At 71.6% G+C, this 22298-nt stretch carries 18 protein-coding genes; 5 read left to right on the top strand and 13 right to left on the bottom strand.

The features are described 5' to 3' along the window. Positions 1–237: 237 nt before the first annotated feature. From HW578_RS09090 to HW578_RS09075, 4 genes are read right to left on the bottom strand one after another with little or no spacing between them, the layout of a single operon-like run. Positions 238–1575: an NAD(P)/FAD-dependent oxidoreductase gene (locus tag HW578_RS09090; RefSeq protein ID WP_198370234.1), complete on the bottom strand. Its 1338-nt coding sequence runs from the start codon at positions 1573–1575 to the stop codon at positions 238–240. Between the two features lie 12 nt (positions 1576–1587). Continuing rightward, positions 1588–2190: an alkylhydroperoxidase domain protein gene (locus tag HW578_RS09085; RefSeq protein WP_198370233.1), complete on the bottom strand. Its 603-nt coding sequence runs from the start codon at positions 2188–2190 to the stop codon at positions 1588–1590. After that, a complete protein-coding gene (locus HW578_RS09080; protein ID WP_198370232.1) occupies positions 2187–2786 on the bottom strand; it encodes a CMD domain protein in 600 nt (199 codons plus the stop codon). The genes HW578_RS09085 and HW578_RS09080 overlap by 4 nt, the downstream gene beginning before the upstream one ends. Positions 2787–2828: 42 nt before the next feature. Next, positions 2829–3845, bottom strand: coding sequence for a putative FMN-dependent luciferase-like monooxygenase (locus HW578_RS09075; protein WP_232478815.1), 1017 nt, complete (start codon positions 3843–3845; stop codon positions 2829–2831). Positions 3846–4181: 336 nt separating this feature from the next. On the opposite strand from HW578_RS09075, the gene HW578_RS09070 reads away from it, so the two are divergent. Continuing rightward, positions 4182–5423 carry an NAD(P)/FAD-dependent oxidoreductase gene (locus HW578_RS09070; protein WP_198370230.1) on the top strand — a complete coding sequence of 414 codons (1242 nt, stop codon included), beginning with the start codon at positions 4182–4184 and terminating at the stop codon, positions 5421–5423. Here the strand turns inward: HW578_RS09070 and HW578_RS09065 are convergent. Beyond that, the gene (locus HW578_RS09065) at positions 5420–6859 is read right to left on the bottom strand and encodes an amidase (protein WP_198370229.1); all 1440 of its coding nucleotides are present in this window, start codon (positions 6857–6859) and stop codon (positions 5420–5422) included. The genes HW578_RS09070 and HW578_RS09065 overlap by 4 nt on opposite strands. A 79-nt stretch (positions 6860–6938) precedes the next feature. On the opposite strand from HW578_RS09065, the gene HW578_RS09060 reads away from it, so the two are divergent. Continuing rightward, entirely contained in the window at positions 6939–8171 is a 1233-nt protein-coding gene (locus HW578_RS09060) for an aminotransferase class III-fold pyridoxal phosphate-dependent enzyme (RefSeq protein ID WP_198370228.1), read from the top strand. 4 nt (positions 8172–8175) lie between these two features. Here the strand turns inward: HW578_RS09060 and HW578_RS09055 are convergent, their stop codons facing one another. From HW578_RS09055 to dctP, 6 genes are all read right to left on the bottom strand, one after another. Beyond that, complete coding sequence (locus tag HW578_RS09055) at positions 8176–10464, bottom strand: penicillin acylase family protein (protein WP_198370227.1); 2289 nt, start codon at positions 10462–10464, stop codon at positions 8176–8178. Then, positions 10461–12038 (bottom strand): ABC transporter substrate-binding protein, encoded by a 1578-nt coding sequence (locus HW578_RS09050; RefSeq protein ID WP_198370226.1) that lies wholly within the window; start codon positions 12036–12038, stop codon positions 10461–10463. Before HW578_RS09050 ends, HW578_RS09055 begins: the two co-directional genes overlap by 4 nt. Before the next feature lie 77 nt (positions 12039–12115). Further along, complete coding sequence (locus HW578_RS09045) at positions 12116–12553, bottom strand: type II 3-dehydroquinate dehydratase (RefSeq protein WP_198370225.1); 438 nt, start codon at positions 12551–12553, stop codon at positions 12116–12118. A gap of 32 nt (positions 12554–12585) precedes the next feature. After that, a complete protein-coding gene (locus HW578_RS09040) occupies positions 12586–13887 on the bottom strand; it encodes a TRAP transporter large permease (protein WP_198370224.1) in 1302 nt (433 codons plus the stop codon). Continuing rightward, on the bottom strand, positions 13884–14372 hold the full coding sequence (locus tag HW578_RS09035; protein WP_198370223.1) for a TRAP transporter small permease: 489 nt from the start codon (positions 14370–14372) through the stop codon (positions 13884–13886). The genes HW578_RS09040 and HW578_RS09035 overlap by 4 nt, the downstream gene beginning before the upstream one ends. 11 nt (positions 14373–14383) lie before the next feature. Next, a complete protein-coding gene (dctP, locus tag HW578_RS09030) occupies positions 14384–15373 on the bottom strand; it encodes a TRAP transporter substrate-binding protein DctP (protein WP_198370222.1) in 990 nt (329 codons plus the stop codon). A 170-nt stretch (positions 15374–15543) separates the two neighbouring features. Here dctP and HW578_RS09025 point away from each other — a divergent pair, with 170 nt between their 5' ends. Together HW578_RS09025 and HW578_RS09020 are read left to right on the top strand one after the other, a co-directional pair. After that, positions 15544–16296 (top strand): GntR family transcriptional regulator, encoded by a 753-nt coding sequence (locus tag HW578_RS09025; RefSeq protein ID WP_369407856.1) that lies wholly within the window; start codon positions 15544–15546, stop codon positions 16294–16296. Continuing rightward, positions 16293–16967: a GntR family transcriptional regulator gene (locus HW578_RS09020; protein WP_198370221.1), complete on the top strand. Its 675-nt coding sequence runs from the start codon at positions 16293–16295 to the stop codon at positions 16965–16967. The genes HW578_RS09025 and HW578_RS09020 overlap by 4 nt, the downstream gene beginning before the upstream one ends. Before the next feature lie 17 nt (positions 16968–16984). Here HW578_RS09020 and HW578_RS09015 read toward each other — a convergent pair whose 3' ends face one another. Beyond that, positions 16985–17854: a shikimate dehydrogenase gene (locus tag HW578_RS09015; RefSeq protein ID WP_198370220.1), complete on the bottom strand. Its 870-nt coding sequence runs from the start codon at positions 17852–17854 to the stop codon at positions 16985–16987. A 499-nt stretch (positions 17855–18353) separates the two neighbouring features. Between HW578_RS09015 and HW578_RS09010 the strand changes: the two genes are divergently transcribed. Further along, positions 18354–20642: a xanthine dehydrogenase family protein molybdopterin-binding subunit gene (locus tag HW578_RS09010; protein WP_232478813.1), complete on the top strand. Its 2289-nt coding sequence runs from the start codon at positions 18354–18356 to the stop codon at positions 20640–20642. On the opposite strand, the gene malQ is transcribed toward HW578_RS09010, so the two are convergent. Then, positions 20643–22298, bottom strand: a 1656-nt coding sequence (malQ, locus tag HW578_RS09005; protein ID WP_198370219.1) for a 4-alpha-glucanotransferase, incomplete at its 5' end; no start/stop codon positions are given. It lies immediately after the preceding gene.

Here is a 22298-nt window from a genome sequence, read left to right as displayed (position 1 = left end):
GCGGCGAGCTCCCCTCCCGGCCTGGCGCCGCGACGACGCGCGGGCGCGGCGCGCTGACCCGTGCATCGCGCCGCGCCTCGGGCTGACGCGGACACCGCGCGCGACCGGAAGGCCGTGGTGTTCGCGCGCGCGGCGCGCCGGCGATCACCTGCGCTTGTCCTTCGGCGCGCGGCGTCCCGATCCTCGCGCGCATTCTGCGATGCCGGGTAGGCGGGCGGGCTTCGCCCTGCGCGCCGGTCAGATGCCGGCCGGTGCCCGCAGCGGGCTGCCGTCAAAGAAGCGCGACAGCGAGAAGGGCGCCGGGTCCACCACCGGCGGCGCATCCGCCGCGAGATCCGCCGCGAGTCGCCCCGCGCCGAGGCCGATCCCGAAGCCGTGCCCGCTGAACCCGGCCGCCACCACCAGGCCAGGAAGCGCCGCAACGCGCGAGATGACTGGCACCGCATCCGGCGTGGAATCGATCCAGCCTGCCCAGAGCCGCACGGCCTGGATGCCTGCGAGTTCGGGATAGGCGGCGACGATCGCGTCGATCGCCGGCTGCACGATCGACGCCTTGGGCTTCGCCTCGAGCACGCGCATGCGCTCGAAGACGGTCGGCTTGTCGAAGGACCACCTGCCGTGCAGCGCATCCGGCCCCTCGAAGAAGGATCGGCCGAGGCGGAGTTCCACCATTTTCCAGTTCTTGCGCAGCGAGGGCAGGAACTGCAGCGCGTAGCGGATGCCCGCCGGCGTCAGTTCGAGCCGCCCGCGCGCCTTGGCCGCCACCAGGTAGCCGCCATCGAGCAGCGGCGTGAGGATGAAGTCCGGCGTGGACAGCGGCCCCGGGCTGACCTGCCTGGCCGGCGTGGTGGCGAAGATGGTCGAGTGCACCGAGGATTGCGGCATGTCGAGCCCATGCCGGCGCAGGAACATCGACGCCCAGGCGCCGGCCGCGAGCACCACCGCCTGGGTGCGGATGCGCCCGCGCTCGGTGAAGACACCGCCGATCCGCCCACCGGTGGTGTCGAGCCCGCGCACCGCGCAGTTCTGGTGCAGGGTCACGCCGCGCGCGCGCGCCGCCTTCGCCAGCGCGGGGGCGGCGATGGCCGGTTCGGCGCGGCCATCGCGCGGGGAGACCACGCCGCCGATCCAGTCCTGCGCATTGCCGGGCGTCAGGCGCTTCGCCTCGGCCGCGTCGATGACGCGCGCGCCCACCTGGTAGGGCTGCGCCATGTCGATCCAGGCCTGCCAGGCGGCGAGCTGCTTCGGGTCCTTGGTCACATAGACCAGGCCGTTGCGGCGGAAGCCCATCTCGGCGCCGATCTCGGCCGGCAGCGTGTCCCACAGGTGCTGGCTGTGCTGCATGAGCGGGATCTCCCGCTCGTCGCGGTTCATGGTGCGGCACCAGCCCCAGTTGCGGCTGGACTGCTCGCCCGCGACCACGCCCTTCTCCAGGAGCGCGACGGAATGCCCGGCCTTGGCGAGATGCCAGGCGGTGGAGACGCCGATGATGCCGGCGCCGATGACGACCACATCCGCCGCCTCGGGCAGGGTGGCGTCGCTCTCGACCGGGTCGAGGTTGCGTGTCGCGACCATCAGGCGCCGGGCTCAGCGCGAAGCGACATTGGGCGGACGGTCCGCCAAGGCCTCGCCCAGCGAGAGCATCAGGCGGTTCGCCCAGTTGAAGAAGGCGGCTGCCTGGATGATGTCGCTGATCGCGAGGTCATCCATGCCCGCTTCCCGCAGCCGCGTGACGTGTTCCGGCCCGAAGGTCATCGGGATCGCGGTCAGCGCGACCGATGCCGCCACGATGGCGTTCCAGCGCGCGCCGAGATCGGCACCGACCCCCTCCGCGAGCAGCCTGTCCACATCGGCCTCGCGCTTCGCATAGGTGGCGGCGAAGCGGGCATGCACCGAGCAGCAGTAGATGCAGCCGTTGAACCGCGACACCGCCGCCGCGGCCAGTTCGCGGTCGGCGCGCGGCGCGCCGGCCTCCGGGTTGTAGAAGATGTCCTTGTCGGTGCGCGTGCGGTGCTCGAGCGCGTCCGGGTCGCGCGCGAGCAGTCGAAAATACTCGGACTTCGCCCGCGCCGCATCGATCAGTGCGGCGAGGTGATGCGGCGTGAGCTCCGCCTCGGACAGCGGTTCCAGGAAGGGCACCCAGCCGATCTGGGCGCGGGTGAAGACGTTCGGCACGGCGGTGTCGGTCATGCTGCGGGGGCTCCGGGCGTCGCGGCCAGCACGGCGAGGCCGGCGACCACGCGGATCTGGAACGCCAGGAAGGCGACCAGCTGCGACAGGGAGACGATGCTGTCCTCGGTCCAGCCCGCATCCTTCAGCGGCGCGAAGCGCGCGGCGGCGGCGTCGCGGGGGTGCAGTACCAGGTAGTGCGCGTGCGCGAGGGCGGCGACGAGCTTCGGGCCAAGGGTCGCGGCGACATCCGGCGACAGGGCGAAGGGCGGCGCGGGCGTGTCCTCGGCGCTGAGCGGGCCGGGGGGATAGGCCCCCTTCGGCCCCTCGGCCCTGGTCTGCGTCACGGCCGCGGCAACGGCGCCGGCCAGCGCCTCCCCGCCATGGCCGCGCAGGCCCGCGGCGTAGTGGTCCGCGGTCGGCGCGGCGCCATGCAGGCCGGCGACATAGGCGGCGACGGCGAAGCGCTCCGCGATGCTGAAATCCCCGGGCGCGGCGGGGGTCAGCAGGACCTCGTAGCTGTTCTGCGCGTGGATGCGCGCGACCTCGCGGCCCTCGCGCACCGCATCCATGCGCGAGCCCGGCGCTATGCCGACCAGCGTGTCGATCACATCCATGGCTGTGTCTTTCCTGTCATGGTCCTGGTCATGGCCGCCGCCTCAAGCCGCGCGCGCCGGTTCCGTCGGCTCGCGACGCCAGCCGAAGGCGGGGGCGACATGCGCGGCGACCAGCTCGATGGAGCGGAGCACGCAGGGATGCGGCGGATCGACCGAGTGCACCTGAACGGCGAGCTCGGTCGCGCGGTCCATGATGCGGTCCGCCTTGAGGGAGGCGACGACCTCCTCCGGCGTGCCGAGGTGGACGTCCTGGCGCCGGATAATCTCCTGCGTCGTGCGCGGCGCGTCGGGCACGCGCCCGAGCGCGACCAGTCGGCGATGATAGCGCTGCAGGCCGATCTCGGCGAAGCGGATCACGTCCTCGCGCCGGTCGGCCACGAAGACCGACCGGGAGGCGAGGATGCGCGGCGCCGAGCCCTGCGGCAGCGCTGCGAGATAGGCATCCACCATCGGGTCCTGGATGTCCGCGAGCGCGGCCTCCGGCGCCTCCTTCGTGCGAGGCTGGGTGCGCGAGAGCAGCAGCCCCATGCCCAGCCGCGCGGCAGTGCGCGCGCCGTCCACCGAGAAGCTCGCGTACCACATCCGGTCGGTCAGGTCGGGACGCGACGGATAGACCTGGTCGCCGCCGGCCAGCCGCTGCCCGCGCAATGCGCCGCGCAGTGCCTCGAGCCGCTCCGCGAAGACGGTGCGGCGGTCGGTGGCCTTGAGCCCGAAGGCGGCGAAGGCTTCCGGATTGCCGCCCGAGCCTACGCCGAGCTCGAGCCGCCCGCCCGAGAGGATGTCGAGCACCGCCGCATCCTCCGCGACGCGGATGGGCAGTTCCATGGGCAGGGTCACGATGCCGGTCCCGAGCCGGATGCGGCTGGTCAGCGCTGCCGCCTGCGCCAGCAGCACGAAGGGAGAGGGCATGCCGCCCTCATCCTCGTGGAAATGGTGCTGCGCCACCCAGGCGCTGTCGAAGCCTTGTGCCTCGGCATGGCGGATCTGCGCCAGCGCGCAGCGATAGCGCTCCGCCGCACCGCCTTCGTCGAGCACCCGGGTGAAGAAGCCGAGCTTCATGGCCTGCCGTCCCTCGAGCCCCCGCGCCGCCATGCGCGATCGGATGATCGGTGTAGTCGCTGGGCGCGGCATTGAACACCGGCCCGGCGGGGCTTGTCCTCCGGGAAGCACGTCATGGCCGCGGCGGTACGACGATCGGCCTGGCGATCCGAGCCCCTGCGGCCCGGATCTCGAGTTCGGTTCGGGTCCTTCGGAGGGCGCGGCATCCGGTGGCGTGTCGCCATCGATGCCGCCGACGCGGCTCGGCGTAGGAAGCCGGCGAGGTCGTAGCCCCGCCTTGAACGGTTTCGTCGGACACCCGACACTCCGCGCGAACAGGCGGGAGACCACGCGGGTATGCCCTCATCGGCGATCGTGCTCGGCGCGGGAATGGTTGGCGTTTCGGCCGCGCTTCACCTGCGGCGGCGCGGCTACGACGTCGTGCTCGTGGACCGGCAGGCGCCGGGCGAAGGTGCGTCCTTCGGCAATGGCGGGCTGATCCAGCGGGAGGCGGTCCACCCGCATCCCTTCCCGCGGACGATGTCGGAGCTGCTGCGCATCGCGAAGAACCGCTCGATCGATGCGGTCTATCACCCGCTGGCTTTGCCGGGCTTCGTCTCGCCGCTGCTGCGCTACTGGTGGCACTCGGAGCCCGCGCGCTACCTGCATGCGGCGCAGGCGCATGCGCGGCTGATCGCCACCTGCCTCGACGAGCACCTGGCCCTGGCGCGCGGGACGGATGCCATGCCGCTGCTGCGGCCGATAGGCTGGATGCGCCTTTATGGTGACCCGCAAAGGCTCGATGCGGCCGTGGCGCAGGCGGAAGCGGCGCGCAGCGAGTACGGCGTGAATTTCGTTGCGCTGGATGGGCGCGGGCTCGCGGCGGCGGAGCCGCATCTGATCGTGGAGCGCGCCGGTGCGATCCACTGGACCGACCCCTTCTCCGTCAGCGACCCGCATGCGCTCACGCTGTCCTATGCGCGGCAGTTCACCGCCACCGGCGGCAGCATCGCCCGGGGCGACGCGGCCACGCTGCAGCGGACGGCCTCGGCCTGGCGCGTGCAGACCGCCGATGGTCCGGTCGATGCGGCGGAGGTCGTGATCGCGCTCGGCGCCGCGGCCGGCGAGGTCACGCGCCGCTTCGGCTATGTGCCGCCGCTCTTTGGCAAGCGCGGCTACCACATGCATTACGGGCTGCGCGGAAATGCCATGCTGAACCGTCCCGTGCTCGACACCGACAGCGGCTTCCTGCTCGCCCCGATGCGGGCCGGGATCCGCCTGACCACCGGGGCCGAGTTCGCGCGCATCGATGCGCCGCCCACGCCGGTGCAACTCGCGCGCGCGGAACCGGTCGCGCGCACCCTGCTGCCTCTGGCCGATCGCGTCGATGCCGAGCCCTGGATGGGCGTTCGCCCCTGCATGCCGGACATGCTGCCTGTGATCGGCCGGCTGCCGGGGCAGCCGGGTGCCTGGTGCGCCTTCGGCCACGCGCATCAGGGCTTCACGCTCGGCCCGACGACGGGGCGGCTGCTGGCGGAGATGATGACCGGCGCGGCGCCCTTCATCGACCCCGCGCCCTATCGCGCCGAGCGCTTCTAGGCGGCCGGCGGGCGGTGCTGCGCCCAGGGCCTGGCGGTTTCCAGCAGGGCGCCGAGCCGCAGCACATCCGCCTCCGTGCCCCAGCGCCCGACCACCTGTACCGCGGTGGGCAGGCCATCGGCGCCGAAGCCCGAAGGCAGCGACACCGCCGGATGCCCCGTCAGGTTGAAGGGGTATTGCGGCGAGGTCCAACCCTGCCGCGTGATGCCGCAGGCCACGCCATCCACCACGACCTCGTCATTCGCGGCATCGAAGTCGAGCGGCAGCGCGGTGCGCGTCATGGTCGGCATCACGAGCATGTCGTAGCGGTCCAAGAGCGACTGCACCGCGCGGAACAGCCGCGTGCGGGCGAACTGCGCATTGCGGAAATCGGCCAGGGTGAACTGCGCGCCGCGCTCCATGAAGGCGAGCGTGACCGGGTCCATGCGGTCCTTCCACTCGGGCAGGAAGGGAGCGCAGAAGACGGCGAAATTCGCCTGGTAGAGCACGCGGCCCTCGTACTCGATCCAGTCGATCGCCTGGTCGACCTCCTCGACCACCGCGCCCATCGCCGCCCAGGCATCGAGTGCGGCGCGCGTATTCGCCGCCATATCCGCCGCGACGCGCGGATTGGCGCAGCGCGGCACGTAGCCGATGCGCAGGCCCGACAGGTCCTCGCCCATCAGTCCGGCCGAAAGGGGCCGCGCCGCCGCCGCGCCGCCGAGGCTCCAGGGGTCCTGCGCGCTCGGGCCTGTAAGCACGGCATGTATCATCGCAGCATCCGTCACCGTTCGCGCGAGTGGCCCGGCATAGGTGTTGTTGCCGAAGGCATCGCGCGCCGTATCCGCGGGCACCGCGCCCAGCGTCGGCTTCAGACCGACCAGTCCGCAGCAGGCCGCCGGACCGCGGATCGAACCCGCGCCGTCGGTGCCGAGGCCGAGCGGCCCCAGCCCCGCCGCCACCGCTGCGGCCGCACCGCCGGAAGACCCGCCGGACGTGCGCTCGAGGTTCCAGGGGTTGCGCGTGGCGCCGAAGAACGGCCCGTCGGTCAGCCCCTTCACGCCGAACTCCGGCGTCGTCGTCTTGCCGATGATGATGGCGCCCGCCGCCCGAAGCCGCGCGACCAGCACGTCGTCCTTCGCGGCCGGCCGCGCCTGGGCGTGGATCGCCGAACCATGCGTCGTGCGCATCCCCGCGACATCCAGCAGGTCCTTGACGTGGACCGGGACGCCGTGCAGCGGACCGAGGGAGCCGCCCTTCATCACTGCGCGCTCGGCTTCGGCGGCATCCGTGCGCGCCTGGTCCTCGGCCACCGTGACGAAGCAGTTCAGACGTGGCTGTGCGCGCGCTGTCGCGGCGAGAACTGCATCCACATACTCGACGGGCGAGAGACGTCGGCTTCGGATCAGCGCGGCGGCGCGCGCGGCGGACATGAACAGCAGGTCGTCGGTGGACATTCGTGTCTCCGGGTCGTGCAGGCGTGGCGGAGGCCTGCGTGCGGTCGTACAACGCGACATTCAGCCAATGAGAGCCGCCATGCCGCAAGACCGCGCCAACAGCATCGACGCCGATCTGCGTACGCGTGCCCGCAACGTCATTCCGGGCGGGCTCTGGGGGCACCTCAATGCCGCCAACCTGCCCGAGGGATATCCGCAGTTCTTCGCCTCCGCCGAGGGTTGCCGGCTGCGCGACGTCGATGGCCGGGAGTTCGTCGACCTCATGTGCGCCTGGGGTCCGATGGTGCTGGGCTATCGCCATCCGTCGGTCGAGGAGGCAGCGCATCGCCAGGCCGAACAGGGCGATGCGATGAACGGCCCTGGCCCGGTGCTGGTCGAACTGGCAGAGACGCTGGTCGGCATGATCCCGCACGCCGATTGGTGCCTGTTCGAGAAGAACGGGACCGATGCCACCACCGCCTGCGTGACCATCGCGCGCGCCGGCACGGGTCGGCGCAAGGTGCTGGTGGCGCGCGGGTCCTATCACGGCGCGGCGCCCTGGTGCACGCCGTCTCTGGCCGGCGTCACGACCGAGGACCGGGCGCATATCCTCCACTTCGACTACAACGACGCGCCCTCGCTGCAGGCGGCGGCGGAGGCGGCGAAGGGCGACCTGGCTGCGGTGATCGTGACGGCGTTTCGGCACGACATGGGTCGCGACCTGGAACTGCCGGATCCGGATTTCGCGCGCAACGCACGCGCGATCTGCGACGCGACCGGCGCGGCGCTGATCCTAGATGACGTGCGCGCAGGCTTCCGGCTGCACCTCGGCGGCTCCTGGGAGACGATCGGCGTGCGCCCGGACCTCGCGGCCTACAGCAAGGCGATTGCGAACGGGCATGCGCTGGCGGCGGTGACCGGCAACGATGCCTTCCGCGACGCCGCGACGCGGATCTATACCACCGGCTCCTTCTGGTGCGCCGCGGTGCCGATGGCGGCGGCGGTCGCGACGCTCGCGGAATTGCGGCGTATGGACGGCCCGGCCCATATGCGCGCCATGGGCGAGCGGCTGCACTCAGGCCTCGATGCGCTTGCGGCGCGGCATGGCATCGGCATCCGGCAGAGCGGGCCGCCGCAGATGCCGCTGGTGCTGTTCGACGACGATCCCGACTGGCGCCTCGGCTCCGCCTTCTGCGCCGCCGCGCTGCGTGCCGGGGCGTATTTCCACCCGAAGCACAACATGTTTCTCTCCTGCGCGCATGCGCCGGCCGATATCGATCTCGCGCTGCAGGCCGCGGATGCCGGCTTTGCTGCGGTCGCGCGGATGGGGTGAAGCGTCAGCGCGGCGCCAGTGATTGCCGCGCACTGGCCGAAGCCGCGATCCCATCCCAGCCGTAGCGCATCGGCGTGAGGCGCGCCTCGGCCCAGGTGGCGTGCTGGTCTGCGTAGTGCCGGCTGCCAGGATGGCCCGAGGCGCCGTGGAAGACGGTCCAGCGGGAATTCTCCCAGGCACCGACATCGAAGACGTAGCGCGCCAGCGCGCCATAGGTCGCGCGCGGCCCGCCCGAGGGCAGCAGGCCATTGGCGAAGACCGTGTCGCCATCGCCGCCGATGCCGCGCGCCGGCGGGTCGAGGAGCGGCGCCGCCTCGGGAAACAGGGCGCCGAGCGGATGTGCGAAGCGCGGCCGATGCGCCTCGCCCCAGGGCTGCGCCGCGACCAGGTCGGCCGCGGCGGTGGCCAGTGCCGTCCGCAATGCCTGCGCCCAGCTCCAGCCGCCGAGCAGCGAGGTATCGTCGGTGCGCAGCAGCGCCGGCAGCGTCCACCACAGCTGGTTGAGCGGCACGACGCCCGGCGGCACGGCGAGCGGCGGTTCGCCAGCGAGCGCAGCGAGCCCGCTGCGTTCGGCAAGGATGCGCGTCAGCGCCAGACGCAGCGCGAAATACCCGCTCGCGGCCACGCTGTCGGCCGCCATGCGGCCGTCCCAGGCAAGCAGTCGCTCCCGCAACGCCTCCGCCGCCGAACTGCCGATCGGCGGCAATGCCGCCAGGTGTTCGCGCAGCAGCAGCGCATTGGCGGACAGGGTGTCGCCATGGATCGTCTCGGGTGCGACATCCGGTTGCGCCAGCAGGGCGCCGATCCGGCGCGCGCGCGTCGGCGGGTGGCAATCGGTGCAGAGGTAGTCCGCGCCACCATCGGCGACGACGCGGTTGTTCGCGGTGACGATCACGCCGCCCGGCGGGTCGATCTGGCGCGGCATGGCCTCGAAGGGAATCCAGCCCTGCCATTCATGCTCGCCGGTCCAGCCGGGCACCGGCAGCCAGCCATTGGCACGCGGCCGGCGCGGCACCATGGCGCGCACCAGGTGGCCGATCCGGCCGGCCGTATCTGCGGCGACCAGGTTGTGGTCGATCAGTCCCCAGCCGCGGGTTGCCTCGAACAGCGAGGGCACGTCTTGCGCTCGCAGCATGCGTGGCAGGCAGTCGAACGACCGGTCGGTCTCGGCGAACTGCACGGAGCGCAGGGCCAGCGCCGAGCCGGTGGCGGGATCGCCGGCGATGATGGGGCCGTGCGCGGTTTCGATCACCTCGATCTCGCGGGCGGGGGCGCCGCGCACCGCGATGCTCTCGCGCCGGCGGGGCACCGGCAGCCATGACTCGCGATACAGGTGGTGCGCGGCGCCGGCATCGAAGCGCTCCACGAACAGGTCGTGGATATCGACGAAGGCGTGCGTGACGCACCAGGCGACGCGCCCATTATGCGCGAAATGCGGAAATCCCGGCACGCCGGGCACCGTCAGCCCGACCACGTCGAAGGCATCGCAGGCGAGATGCCCCTGTACGTACATGTTCGGAATCTCGAAGACGCGATGCGGATCACCCGCGAGCAGCGGCCGGCCCGTGGCGCTGCGCGCGGCCGACAGCGCCCAGTTGTTGCTGCCGCCGCCCGAGGCATCCGGCGCCGCGCGGTCGAGCAGCGCCGCAACAGCGGGTGCCAGGTCGGCCAGGGTCGCGGTCCAGCGCGCCGCCTCGACCCCTGGCGGGATGCAGAGCAGGTCGATGCCGCCATCCTCGTAGCGCAGCTTCGCCGCCCGGTCCGCACCCAGCAACGGCAGCGCCGCGGCGCGCCACAGCTTGAACCAGACCGAGCCCATCAGCAGGCCGAGCCGCCGCATCACCGCGATCGGGTGCCAAGCCTCCCAGCGCAACGGCGTGGCGCCAAGCAGCGCGTATTCCGCCGCCGGCGGCGCGCCGGAATCGAGGAAGGCGTTCACCCCCGCGACATAGGCTTCCAGCATCCCCCGCGCCTCGGCGCCGAGCGCCGCGAAGTCCCGCCGGCAGGCGGCCTCCATGCCGAGGCGGCGGCATAGCGCATCCATCTCGACCGCCGGCGCGCCGAGCCATTCCGCGCTGCGCCCGAGCGCTCGCCGCAGGTTGAGCTCCATCTGGAACAGCCGGTCCTGTGCATGGACGAAACCCTGCGCGAGGAAGGCGTCATGCTGGCCGCGCGCGCGGACATGCGGGATGCCCTCCGGGTCGCGGAACACCTCGACCGCATCGGATAGCCCGGCGACGCGCAGCGCGCCGGTGAGCGGCGGCAGCGCCGCGCGCAGGGTCTCAGGCGTCATCCGGCGAGCTCCACCTCCCAGAACATCGGGTAGGAGGAGCGGATCAGATTGGTCAGCGAGGTGCGGTGGCCGGCCGGGATGGTGAACTGGCCCCACATGACGGCGGGTGTCAGGTCATAGGCGATGGTCTGGATCTCGGCGGCGACGCGCGCGCGCGCCGCGTCGTCCTCGGCCCTGGCGAAGGCCTGCAGCAGCGTCGGGATGCGGTCGTCGCAGGACCAGCCCGGGAAGTCGGCACAGGTGGAGGCGACGTAGAAATGCGTGAGCGGGGAGAACATGTCCGTCCCGTTCGAATAGACCGAGAACATGGACCAGCCATCGCGCCGCACGCGCCGCGCCAGTACCGTGCCCCAGTCCATCACCTGCTGGTCCACGGTGAAGCCGGCGGCTTTCATGTTCTGCACCAGCACCATCGAGGCGGTCTGGCTGATCGATCCGGCCACCTCCATCGCGATCACGGGTTCGCCGCGGTAGCCGGCGGCGCGAAGTTCGGCGCGCGCGCCCTCGATATCGACTCGAGCACCGGCGGCGCCGGCATTCGTCGAGTAGGGCGCGTCGCACATCCAGAAGGACGGGCATTGCGGCGCGCGGAAGCGTTCGGGTACGCCGATCGCCGTCAACACCGCCTGCTGGTCCGCCAGCTTCCACAGCACGCGCCGCACTGCCGGGTTGTCAAAAGGCGGTGCGGCATGATTCAGGCGGAAATTGCCCTGGAACTGGTGCAGCCCGCCGAGGCCCAGCAACTGCACGCCGCGTGCGCGCTCGAGCCGCGGCAGCAGGTCGAAGGGCAGGTACTGCATGTAGTGGATCTCGCCCTGCATCAGGGCCGAGGCGCCGGTCACCTGGTCGGGCATGACGCGCAGGTTCAGCTGGTCGATCTTCACGCGCTTGCCGCCGGCGAGGAAATCCGGCGGCTCGGCGCGCGGCACGTAGTCGGCGAAGCGCTCCAGCACCATGATGTTGCCGGGGCGCCAGAGGTCCGGACGGAAGCGGAAGGGCCCGGATCCGATGATCTCGGTGATGCGCTGCGTGCCCGGCACGCGTGCGAGCCGTTCGGGCATCATCACCGGCAGCGGCGCGTTGGGCTTGCCCAGGACCTGCAGCAGCAGCGGGAAGGGTTCCTTCAGCACCAGCGTGAAGCTGCGCGCATCGTTTGCTTCCAGCGACGCTGTCGCGATTTCCAGCATGCGGCCCAGTGGATCGCGCGGCGCCCAGCGCCTGAGCGACAGCACGCAGTCCGCCGCCGTCACTGGCGCGCCGTCATGCCACTTCAGCCCTTCGCGCAGGCGGAACCGCCAGGTTAACCGGTCGGCCGAGCTCTCCCACGTCTCGACCATCTGCGGGCGGATCTGGCCGCGGTCGTCCATGGCGAAGAGTGTGTCGAAGACGTGCGTGGCGAAGGTGCGCGTGATGGCCGCGGTGATGACATGCGGGTCGAGGATGACGACCTCGGATTCCAGCACGACATCCAGCGCCCTGGCGGCGCGTGCCTCGCGTGGGCGGATGATACCCGAGGCCGCGAGCGCAGCCCCTCCGGCCATCACGCCCCGCCGGCCCGTGGTTGGTTGCAGCATGCTGGCTTCCTCCGACCTTGGCAGGGGGAGCCTAGCAGCCTCCGGGGGGCGCGCCAGCCTGGGATCGCGGAGCCTTGCTAGGCGTCCAGCATGTCGCGCATCGCGCGCATCGCGGTCGCGTAGCCGCGCGCGCCGAGCCCCGCGATGACCGCGGTGGCGACGGTCGAGACGAGTGACTGGTGGTAGATCGCCTCGCGCCGATGGATGTTCGAGATGTGCAGCTCGATGATCGGCGCCTTGACCATCTTCAGGGCGTCGAGCACCGGGATCGAGCGGAAGGTGAGGCCCGCGGGGTTGATGATCAGGCCAGCCGCCTCGCTGTCGATCGCGTCGTGGATCCAGTCCACCAACTGGCCTTCGTGGTTCGTCTGACGGAACACCACCTCGTCGCCGCCGGCCTCGGCACGACACATCGCCTCGACCTCGGCAAGGGTGGTGCGGCCGTAGACCTCGGGCTCGCGCTTGCCGAGGCGGTTCAGGTTCGGGCCATTGAGCACATGGATGCAGCGGGGCATGGCGGGCTTCCTCGTTCCGTGACGCCGGCGGCCTAGCCCTGGTAGCCGAACAGTCGCGGCAGCCAGAGCACCAGCTCCGGGACATAGGTGATAAGCGCCAGCGCGCCGATCATCGCGAGAAGGAAGGGCAGGGTGTCGCGCACAACGGCCCCGATCGGCGCGCCCGACAGCTTCGCGACGATGAACAGCAGCAGGCCGTAGGGCGGCGTGACCAGTCCGATCATGATGTTCACCACCACCACGACGCCCAGATGCACCATGTCGATGCCGAGCGCCTGTGCCGCCGGGACCAGCACCGGCACCACCACCAGAAGGATGGTGCTGCCTTCCATGAGGCAGCCCAGCACCAGCAGGATCACGTTGACGAGCAGCAGGAATTCCCACCGCGACATCTCCAAGCCGGCGAGGATGCCGCGCACAGTGTTCGGCACGCCCTCGCTGGTGACCACGTAGTTGAAGGCCAGTGCGCCCGCGATCAGCATGCCGATGGCGGCGGTCGAGCGCGCGCTCTCGCGGATCGCCGTCATGGTCTGCCGCCAGGTCAGGCTGCGGTAGAGTACCGCGGCGATCAGCCAGGCATAGGCGGCAGCAACGGCGGCGGCCTCGGTCGGCGTCATCACGCCGCCATAGATGCCGCCCAGCAGGATCACGGGCATCAGCAGCGCTGGGAAGGCCTCGAGCGTCAGGCGCGGGAATTCGCGCAGCGGCACGCGTTCCGAGATCGGGAAATCGTGGCGATGCGACATCCAGGAGTTGATGCCCATCTGCGCCAGCGCCATCAGCAGGCCCGGCACGACGCCGCCCAGGAACAGGAAGCCGATCGAGGCATCGGCGACCAGCGCATAGAGCACCATGGGGATCGAGGGCGGGATGATCGGCCCGATCACCGCGGTCACGGCCGTCAGCGCTGCGGCGTAGCTGGCGGGATAGGCGCCGCCCTTGGTCATCATGTCGATCTGGACCTTGCCGCTGCCTGCGGCATCGGCGATGGCGGAGCCGGACATGCCCGCGAAGATCACGCTCTGCACCACGTTCACGTGGCCGAGCCCGCCACGGAAGCGGCCCACCAGCAGGTTGCAGAACCGCAGCAGCCGATCGGTCAGGCTACCGGCGTTCATCATGCCGGCCGAGAAGATGAACAGCGGCACCGCCAGCAGCACGTAGCTGCCGTTCAACCCGTTCAGCACCTGCTCCGCCGCGATCGACATGTCCTGGCCCGACAGGCCGAGATAGATGATGCTGGCCATGATCATGGCGAGGCCGATCGGCAGTCCCAGCAGGGAGAGGCCGACCAGCGCGATCAGCGCGAGCGTGAAGGGGTCGTGCAGGTTCACGTGCGGGTCCCGGCGATGCGCCGCCCAGTCACGGCGCGCCAGGCGATCGCGGCGTGACGGATGATCGTGGCGAGGGCGAAGACCAGCCAGACCGAGTAGAGAATGTCGAAGCGGATGCCGAGATAGGCGCTGCGCTCGACCTTCATGAAAGTGACGTAGTCCACCATCGCCGGCAGCGACCATGTGAAGACCGCCACCACGGCGATGCCGGTGAGCGCATCGCAGGCGCGCCGCGCAGCGGGCGACAGCGCTCCGTAGACCAGGTCGAAGCGGATCTCCTCCTCGTCGCGCAGCACCAGGCCGGCGCCCCACAGGATGCCCCAGAGCCAGGCGAGGGTGGAGAATTCCGCCGTCCAGCTCAGCGGCGCATTCAGCACGTAGCGCGTGAAGACCTGCAGCATGAAGGCGACGAACATCGCCGCGAGCAGGCCCGCGAGAACGTCCTCGGCGCGCCGCCGGGCCCAACCGAACAGGCGGCGCGCCAAGCCCACGCGGATCAGCGCACCGCCGCGATGCGGTCGAGGATGCCGGCCGGCCAGGCCTGCGACTGCGTGGAGGCGAGATAGCGCCGCTGCGCCTCGGCACGGAAGGCCGCCACATCGGGCTCGTAGACTTCGAGACCCTGCGAGCGGAAGAAGGCGACCATCTCCTGCTCCTGCGCCAGGTGGCGCTGCGTGCTCTGGTCGATCGCCTTGTTCGCCGCGGCCTGGATCGCGTCGCGCTGCGGCTGCGTCAGCCCGTCCCATAGGCGCGAGGAGATCGACAGCAGATCATAGGCGACCAGGTGGCTGGTGAGGACGAACTGCGTCGTCACCTCGTGGAAGCGCATGGTGCGGCTGGTCGGCAGCGGGTTGTCCTGGCCGTCCACCGTGCCGGATTGCAGCGCGGTGTAGAGCTCCGCGAAGGCCACCGGGGTCGGGTTGGCGCCCAGCGCCTCGCCGAGGAACTGCCAGGTCTCGCCCGGCGGCATGCGCAGCTTCATGCCCGCCATGTCGGCCGGCGTGCTGATCCGCCGGCGCGGCTTCAGGTTCACGTGGCGCGTGCCGAAATACAGCGGCCCCAGCACATGCACGTTGAGCTGGTCGCGCGCCATGCGGTTGAACTCGGCGCCGATCGGGCCGTCGAAGACCTTGCGCATGTGGTCGGCGTCGCGGAACAGGTAGGCTGAGGCCATCACCGACCAGGCCGGGATCTGGCGCGAGAAATCCTGGGGGGCGAGGTTTGCCATCTCGACATTGCCGCGCTGGATGGCGACCAGCTCCGTGCCCTGGCGGAACAGCGTGGCGTTCAGGTGCAGCTCGACGTCGAACTGGGACTGCAGGTCGGCCTGGAAGCCGCGCATCGCCTCGGCGCGGATATCCTGGTCCGAGAAGACGGCGGTGAAGCGGATGCGCCGGCGCACCTGCGCTCGTGCCGGCAGGCCTGGCGCCGCGAGGGCCGCGGCGGCGGCGGTCATCACGGAGCGACGTCCGATCGGCATGCGCATGGGCGTTGTCCTTCCCTGGAGCTTCGTTGGCCGGAGGCTAGGGGTGTGCGGCCACTCGATCAATAGAGGTTCAACGAAATATCGGAGATTCTCCCGAATGCCGGCTATTGCCCGCAGCCTTTGGCGTCGCCGATACTTGCGCGGCGAAGCGATCCGCAGGAGGCGCGAGGGTGAGGCGCGTAGCGCGCGAAGGGCCAGGGATCGAGGAGACGGCGGGCGACGCTGCCTATCGCCGCATCCGGGCCGATGTGGTTCTCGGACGCCTCGCACCCGGGCGGAAGCTTGGCCTCGATGGGCTGCGCGACATCTACGGCGTCAGTATCGGCACGCTGCGCGAAGCGCTCAACCGGCTCGCGGCCGAGGCCCTGGTGCACGCCGAAGGCCAGCGCGGCTTCGCCGTGGCACCGGTCTCGGCCGAGGATTTCCGCGAGGTCGCGGAGCTGCGCCTGCTGCTGGAATGCGAGGCGATCGGGATATCCTTCGCGTCGGGCGACCTGGAGTGGGAAGGCCGGGTCGTCGCGGCGCACCACAAGCTCGCGGTGATCGAGCGCGCGCTGCTGGCGGGCGACGCGGCCGATCCCTCGCTGTGGAAGCACTATGATCGCGAATTCCACCATGCGCTGATCGCGGCCTGCGGGTCGGACGTCCTGCTCGAGACCTACGCCGCCGCCTATGATCGCTTCCTGCGCTACCAGATGGTCGCGGTGGTGTTCCGCGGCGCGGTGGCGGCCGAACAGCACGCGGCGCTTCTGGACTGCGCGCTCACGCGCAACGCGGCAGGCGCCTGCGCCATCCTGCGCGCCCATGTCGAAGGCTGCGTGGAGCATGTCGTGCGCGGCGGCAGGCTGGCACCCTTCCTGGCCGGGACGCGCCGCCTGCGCTCGCCCGGTGGCCTGCCGCAGCCAGCGCGGCGGGCGCGATGAGCATCGCCGTGACGGTCGCGCAGGGCGAGGCCGCAAGTGAGCGCGCCTGGCGGCTGATCCGTGCCGACATTCTGCGCGGCGCGCTGGCTCCTGGGCAGAAGCTGAAGCTCGAGGGCCTGCGCGACGGCTACGGCGTCGCGATCGGCACCCTGCGCGAGAGCCTGAGCCGGCTGATCGCCGAGCGGCTGGTCGTCGCCGAGGGCCAGCGCGGCTTCGAGGTATCGCGCTTCTCCGCGCGGGAGCTGCGGGAGCTCGCACGGCTGCGCCTGCTCCTGGAAGGGCATGCGCTGGAGCACGCCTTTCGTGCCGGCGACATGGAGTGGGAGGGACGCGTGGCAGCCGCGCACCACAAGCTCGCGCAGATGGAGAAGCGGCTGCGCGAGGGCGAGGATGGCGCGATCGACGACTGGCGCCGCTTCGATTCGGAGTTCCACCGCACGCTGATCTCCGCCTGCGGGTCGCGCACGCTGATGGCCACCCATGCGACGGTCTTCGACCGCTACCTGCGCTACCAGAACCTGGCACTCGGCTTTCGCGGCGCCATCGCGGTCGAGGAGCACGCGGCGCTGCGGGATTGCGCGATCCGCCGCGACGCAGCCGCGGCGCGCGCGGTCCTGGCCGCGCATATCCTCGGCGGCGTCGACCACGCGCTGGCGAGCGGCGCCGTCTGACAGCCCCCGCGCGGGTTTCAGCCGGGCGCGGAGATTTCCGCGAAGTGTCGCAGCATCCGCCCCGGCTCGGGCTCGATCCCGGTGAACAGGCGAAAGGCGCCGACCGCCTGGAACACCGCCATGCCGCCGCCATCCATGGTACGGCATCCGAGCGCGCGCGCCGCGCGCAGGAGCGCGGTCTCGATCGGGAAATAGACGATGTCGGCGACCCAGAGGTCCGGCCGCAGCAGTGCGACCTGCAGCGGCGTGCCCGGGAACTTGGCCATGCCGACCGGCGTGCAGTTCACGAGGCCCTCCGCCGAGGCGATGGTCGCGGCCAGGTCCGTGCAGGCCATCGCGCGGCCGGCGCCGAAGCGAGCCTGGAGATCGGCGGCGAGCCGCACCGCGCGCGGGTGCTCCTGATCGATGATCGCCAGCTGCGCCACGCCTTCCGAGAGCAGCGCATGCGCGACCGCCGCACCGGCCCCGCCGGCGCCGAGCTGGAGGACGCTTGCGCGCGGAGCATCGTGCAGGCTCCGACGGAATGCCTCGGCGAAGCCCGAGCAATCCGTGTTGTGGCCGATGCGCCGCCCGTCCCGGAACAGGACCGTGTTCACGGCGCCCAGCGCCCGCGCATCCGCGGAGAGGTCGTGCAGCAGCGGCACGACCGCCTGCTTGCAGGGATAGGTGACATTCACGCCGGCGAAGCCCATGCGCTCCGCCGCCAGAAGCAGGTCGTCCAGCGCCTCCGGCCCGACGCCGAGGCGCGCGATGTCGATCAGGCGATAGACCAGCCGCAGCCCCTGCTGCGCGCCCTCGCGTTCATGCATCGCCGGCGAGAGCGATGCCTGGATCTCCGCGCCGATCAGGCCAACCAGGACGGATGGCGCGAGGTGCCAGTCGGCCATGTGGATCTCCGTGACGGGCGCGAGCGGCGCCCGGGCATCCTCTAGCGGCTGGCACAGCGGTGCTCAATCCGGGTACGCGGCGCCGGACCTCGCGGCCCGACCCTCGCGATCTGCTCCATGCCCGGACGGCAGGGGAAGGTCGCGCGCCAGTGCTGCGCGACCTCTGTGCACCGCGCCACCCAGACGCCCGCGAACCTGCCGATGGAGTCGAGGAACTTCGTCAATCCGGGGCCGCTTCGCGGTGCCGATGTGGACAACCGGACGCACGCCGGATGACGAGGAATGGTCGACCCTGCCAGAGCCGTTCGGGATCCTCGCCTGACAGGCGCACTGCCGTTCACCGGGGGTGGCTTATCCGGTGCTGCCATCCCTGCCTGCGCGTGGCATGCTGCGCGCGTCCAGCAGGAGAGCATGGCGTGACGTCTACCGCAGTGGGCCGCATCGTCCCGGATCGCAGCATCGCGGCCTGCGCAGCACATGTCGCGCCCCGAGGGCTGGCATGACCGCGCCCATGCAGCGCGGCCTCTCCCGGCGCCGCGTCGAGGATGACCGCTTCCTGCGCGGCCTGGGCCGCTTCGTCGAGGATATCGCTGCGCCGGGCGCGCTCCATGGCGTCATGCTCCGCTCGCCGCACGCGCATGCCCGGATCGTTGCGATCGACCCGACCGCGGCCCGCGCCATGCCGGGCGTGCACGCCGTCCTGACCGCGACGGAGCTGCGCGCAGAAGGCCTTCATCCCCTGCCCTGCGTTGCCAAGGTCGCGACGCTCGCGCCGCTGGTCATTCCGCCGCGACCAGCCCTGGCCGAGCGCGTGGTGCGCCATGTCGGCGACCCGGTCGCTTTCGTGGTCGCCGAGACCCTCCCGCAGGCGCGCGACGCCGCCGAGGCGATCATGGTCGACTACGAGACGCTTCCCGCCGTCACCGACGGCGCTGCGGCGCTGCGGCCGGATGCGCCGCAGATCTGGGACCAGGCGCCGGGCAACCTCGCCTTTCGCTTCCAGAAGGGCGATGCGGCCGCGGTCGCGGCCGCCTTCGCGCGCGCGGTCACGATCGTCTCGCTCGATCTGGTGAACAACCGCGTGACCGCCGCGCCGATCGAACCGCGCGCGGCGGTCGCGACCTGGCATGCCGAGACGCAGTCCTTCCTGCTGCAGGTGACGGGCCAGGGCGTGCATGCCATGCGCGACCAGCTCGCCACGGTGTTCGGAATCGCGCCGGATCGCATCCGGGTCGTCGCGCCCGATGTCGGCGGCGGCTTCGGTGCCAAGAACTTCATCTTCCCGGACTACGTCCTGGCGATGCTCGCCGCGCGGCGGCTGGGCCGCCCGGTGCTCTGGGTCTCCGAGCGCACGGAGGATTTCCTCTCGACCGCGCATGGGCGCGACAATCGCACGCATGCCGAGCTGGCGCTCGATTCCGAAGGCCGCTTCCTCGCGCTGCGTGCCGAGACGGTGGCGAACATGGGCGCGTATCTCTCGGGCAGCGGGCCGGGCAGTTCGACGAATTCGCCGGGCACGGCCATGGGCGGGCTCTACGACATTCCCGCGGTGTTCATGGATGTGCGCGGCGCCTTCACCAACACCGTGCCGATCGACGCCTATCGCGGCGCCGGCAAGCCGGAGGCCAACTACATCATCGAGCGCCTGGTGGACCTCGCGGCGCGGCGCACCGGAATCGACGCGGTGGAATTGCGGCGGCGGAACCTGATCGCCTCGTTTCCGCACCGCACGGCGATGGGCATGACGATCGATTGCGGCGAGTTCCGCGCCAACCTCGACCGCGCGGCCGCTGCCGCGGACATCGCCGGCTTCGCTGCACGCCGCGCGGCATCCGAGGCGCGCGGCATGCTGCGCGGCCTCGGTCTCGCCTGCTTCATGGAGACCTCGCGCGGCGCGCCCGGCGAATGGGCGGCGGTGCGCTTCGAGCCGGATGGCAAGGTGGCGCTCGCGCTCGGCACGCAGTCGAACGGGCAGGGGCACGAGACCAGCTTCCCGCAGGTCGCCGCCGACCTGCTCGGCCTGCCTGTCGAGGGATTCCGCCTGGTCCAGGCCGACACGCGCGACGTGGCGCGCGGCCATGGCCATGGCGGCGCGCGGTCGCTGCACATGGGCGGCGAGGCGATGGTCCGCGCGATCGACGCCGTTCTGGCGAAGGCGCGGGCGCTGGCGGCGCAGATGCTGCAGGCGCCCGAAGCCGCGCTGAGCTTCGCCGATGGACGGTTCAGCGTGGCGGAGGATCCGGCGGGACGCGGCGTGGGGCTGCTCGACCTTGCGCGCGAGGCGCCTGGGGCGATCGACGCCGAGGTGGACAGCGACCTCGACCTCGTCACCTTCCCCAATGGCTGCCAGGTCGCGGAGGTCGAGATCGACCCCGAGACCGGCCTGGTGCGGCTCGACCGCTACACCGCCATCGACGATTACGGCCGGCTGGTGAATCCCATGCTGACGATCGGCCAGGTGCAGGGCGGCCTGGCGCAGGGCATCGGCCAGGCGATGCTGGAGGAGGTGGCCTATGATGCGGAGTCAGGCCAGATCCTGACCGCTTCGCTGATGGATTACTGCCTGCCGCGGGCGGAGGATCTGCCGCCGCTCGATGTCACCTGCGTCGAGGTGCCGACGACCTCCAACCGCCTCGGCGCGAAGGGTTCGGGCCAGGCGGGATGCATCGGCGCGCCGCAGACGTTGATGCACGCGGTGCTCGACGCGCTGGCGCCGCTCGGCATCGAGGCGATCGACATGCCGGTCACGCCGAACAAGGTCTGGGCGGCGATCCGCGGCCGCGCGTGATCACGGGCGCCGTCGCTCTGCCAGCGCATCCAGGATGGCGGTGGCGATGTCGCCGGCGAACAGATGCGAGGCCGGCACGGGCAGGCGCCGGCGCCAGTTCGGGCGCTCACGGTCCGTGCCGGGCAGGTTGACGCCGATCCGCTCGCCGACGAGGTCCTCGGCCTGCACCAGCATGATCCGGCTGGGCGATGCCGCCACGAAGCGGTGCACGGCGGCGGCCGTCTCTGGGCCGAAGCCGCCGGGCGATACCCCGCACGCTGCGGCAAGGGCGGCACGATCCTGCGCGCGCCGCGCCAGCGCGGCGGCGGCGTGCGCCGGCGTGAGCAATCCGAGTGCAAGGCGCTCGTCGAGATCGGCACCTTCCCACCAGCCCGCCAGCGTCGCGAGGTCGTGGGTCGACACGCAGGCGGCAGCAAGGGCGGGCCACTCCGCGGGCGCGCGGAAGCCGTCGCCGTCGCTCTCGAACCACAGCACGCGATAGGCCAGCACGCGCGCCGCAGCGAGGCGTTCGGTGAATCCCTCCGGTACCGTGCCGAGCGCCTCGCCGACTACCGCGCAACCCGCAGCGCGGCTTTCCCGCGCCAGCGTCGCGAGCTGGCCCGGCCCGTCGAAGCCGAGGTAGCAGCCTTCGCTTGCGCGCGCGCCCTCCGGCACGATGAACAGCCGTTCGAGCCCCATGGCGTGGTCGAGCCTGAGCGCCCGCGCATGCCGCATATTGGCCCGCAGCAGCGCGGCGAAGCCCTCATGCCCGGTGGCCTCCGACACATGCGGATGCGGCACCGGCAGGCCCCAGACCTGCCCGTCGGCGGCGAAGGGATCGGGGGGCGCGCCGATCGAGAGGCCGCGCAGGAAGGCATCGGGCTGCGACCAGACCTCCGCGCCATCCGGCGCCGCGCCGACCGCGAGGTCGCGATAGAGGCCCGGCCCGGCGGCGGCGGCGAGCTGGCGGTCGCACATCCATTGCAGTGCGACGTGGAAGCGGATCGCCTCCGCCGATTCCGCGCAAAAGCGCGCCACGCCCGCATCCCTGGAATGCGCGTGGCCTGCCGGCCATCCGTGCGGGCCGAAGCGCTCGGACAGCGCCGCAAAGGCCGCGAAATGCTCGAGCGCAGCGCCGCCCTGGACGCGGAACGCGGCAAGCGCGGCATGGTCGGGCGGCAGCGCGGCGACCGCGGCCTCAAGCACGGCGCGCTTCGCCGTCCAGACCGCGGGATAGTCCACCAGCGCGCCGCCGCGCAGCGCGGCGAAGATCGGCGCCTGGCGATCGAGCGCCGCGCGCACCCCCGGTGCGTCGCCGACATCGGGCAGGGCGGTGACGTCGAGCAGCACGGGCTCGAGGAAGCGCCGGTCGGAGGGCTGGTAGGGGCTGGCGCGGTCGCGTTCCACCGGCATCAGCGCATGCGGAGGGCTGAGCCCGACCAGCGCCGCGCCGCGCGCCGCCGCCGTGCGGGCCAGGACCGCGAGGGCGGTGTAGTCGCCGATGCCCTGGTCGGCCTCGTGCCGGAGGGCGAAGGCCTGTGCCGCGACGCCGAAGCGCTGGCCTTCCGGCGCGTCGTGGCATTGGCCGGCCGGCGGTGCGCGGCGCCGCGACGTGGCACGGCGGCGCGCCAGGCTGTCACGCGCCTGCGCGGCGGTCTCGGCGGGCAGGCCGAGGGC

This window comes from Roseomonas rosulenta (assembly GCF_016106005.1).
Lineage (GTDB): Bacteria > Pseudomonadota > Alphaproteobacteria > Acetobacterales > Acetobacteraceae > Neoroseomonas > Neoroseomonas rosulenta.
The sequence above is the reverse complement of the archived record's forward strand: the minus strand, read 5'-3'. Positions and strand labels throughout refer to the sequence as shown.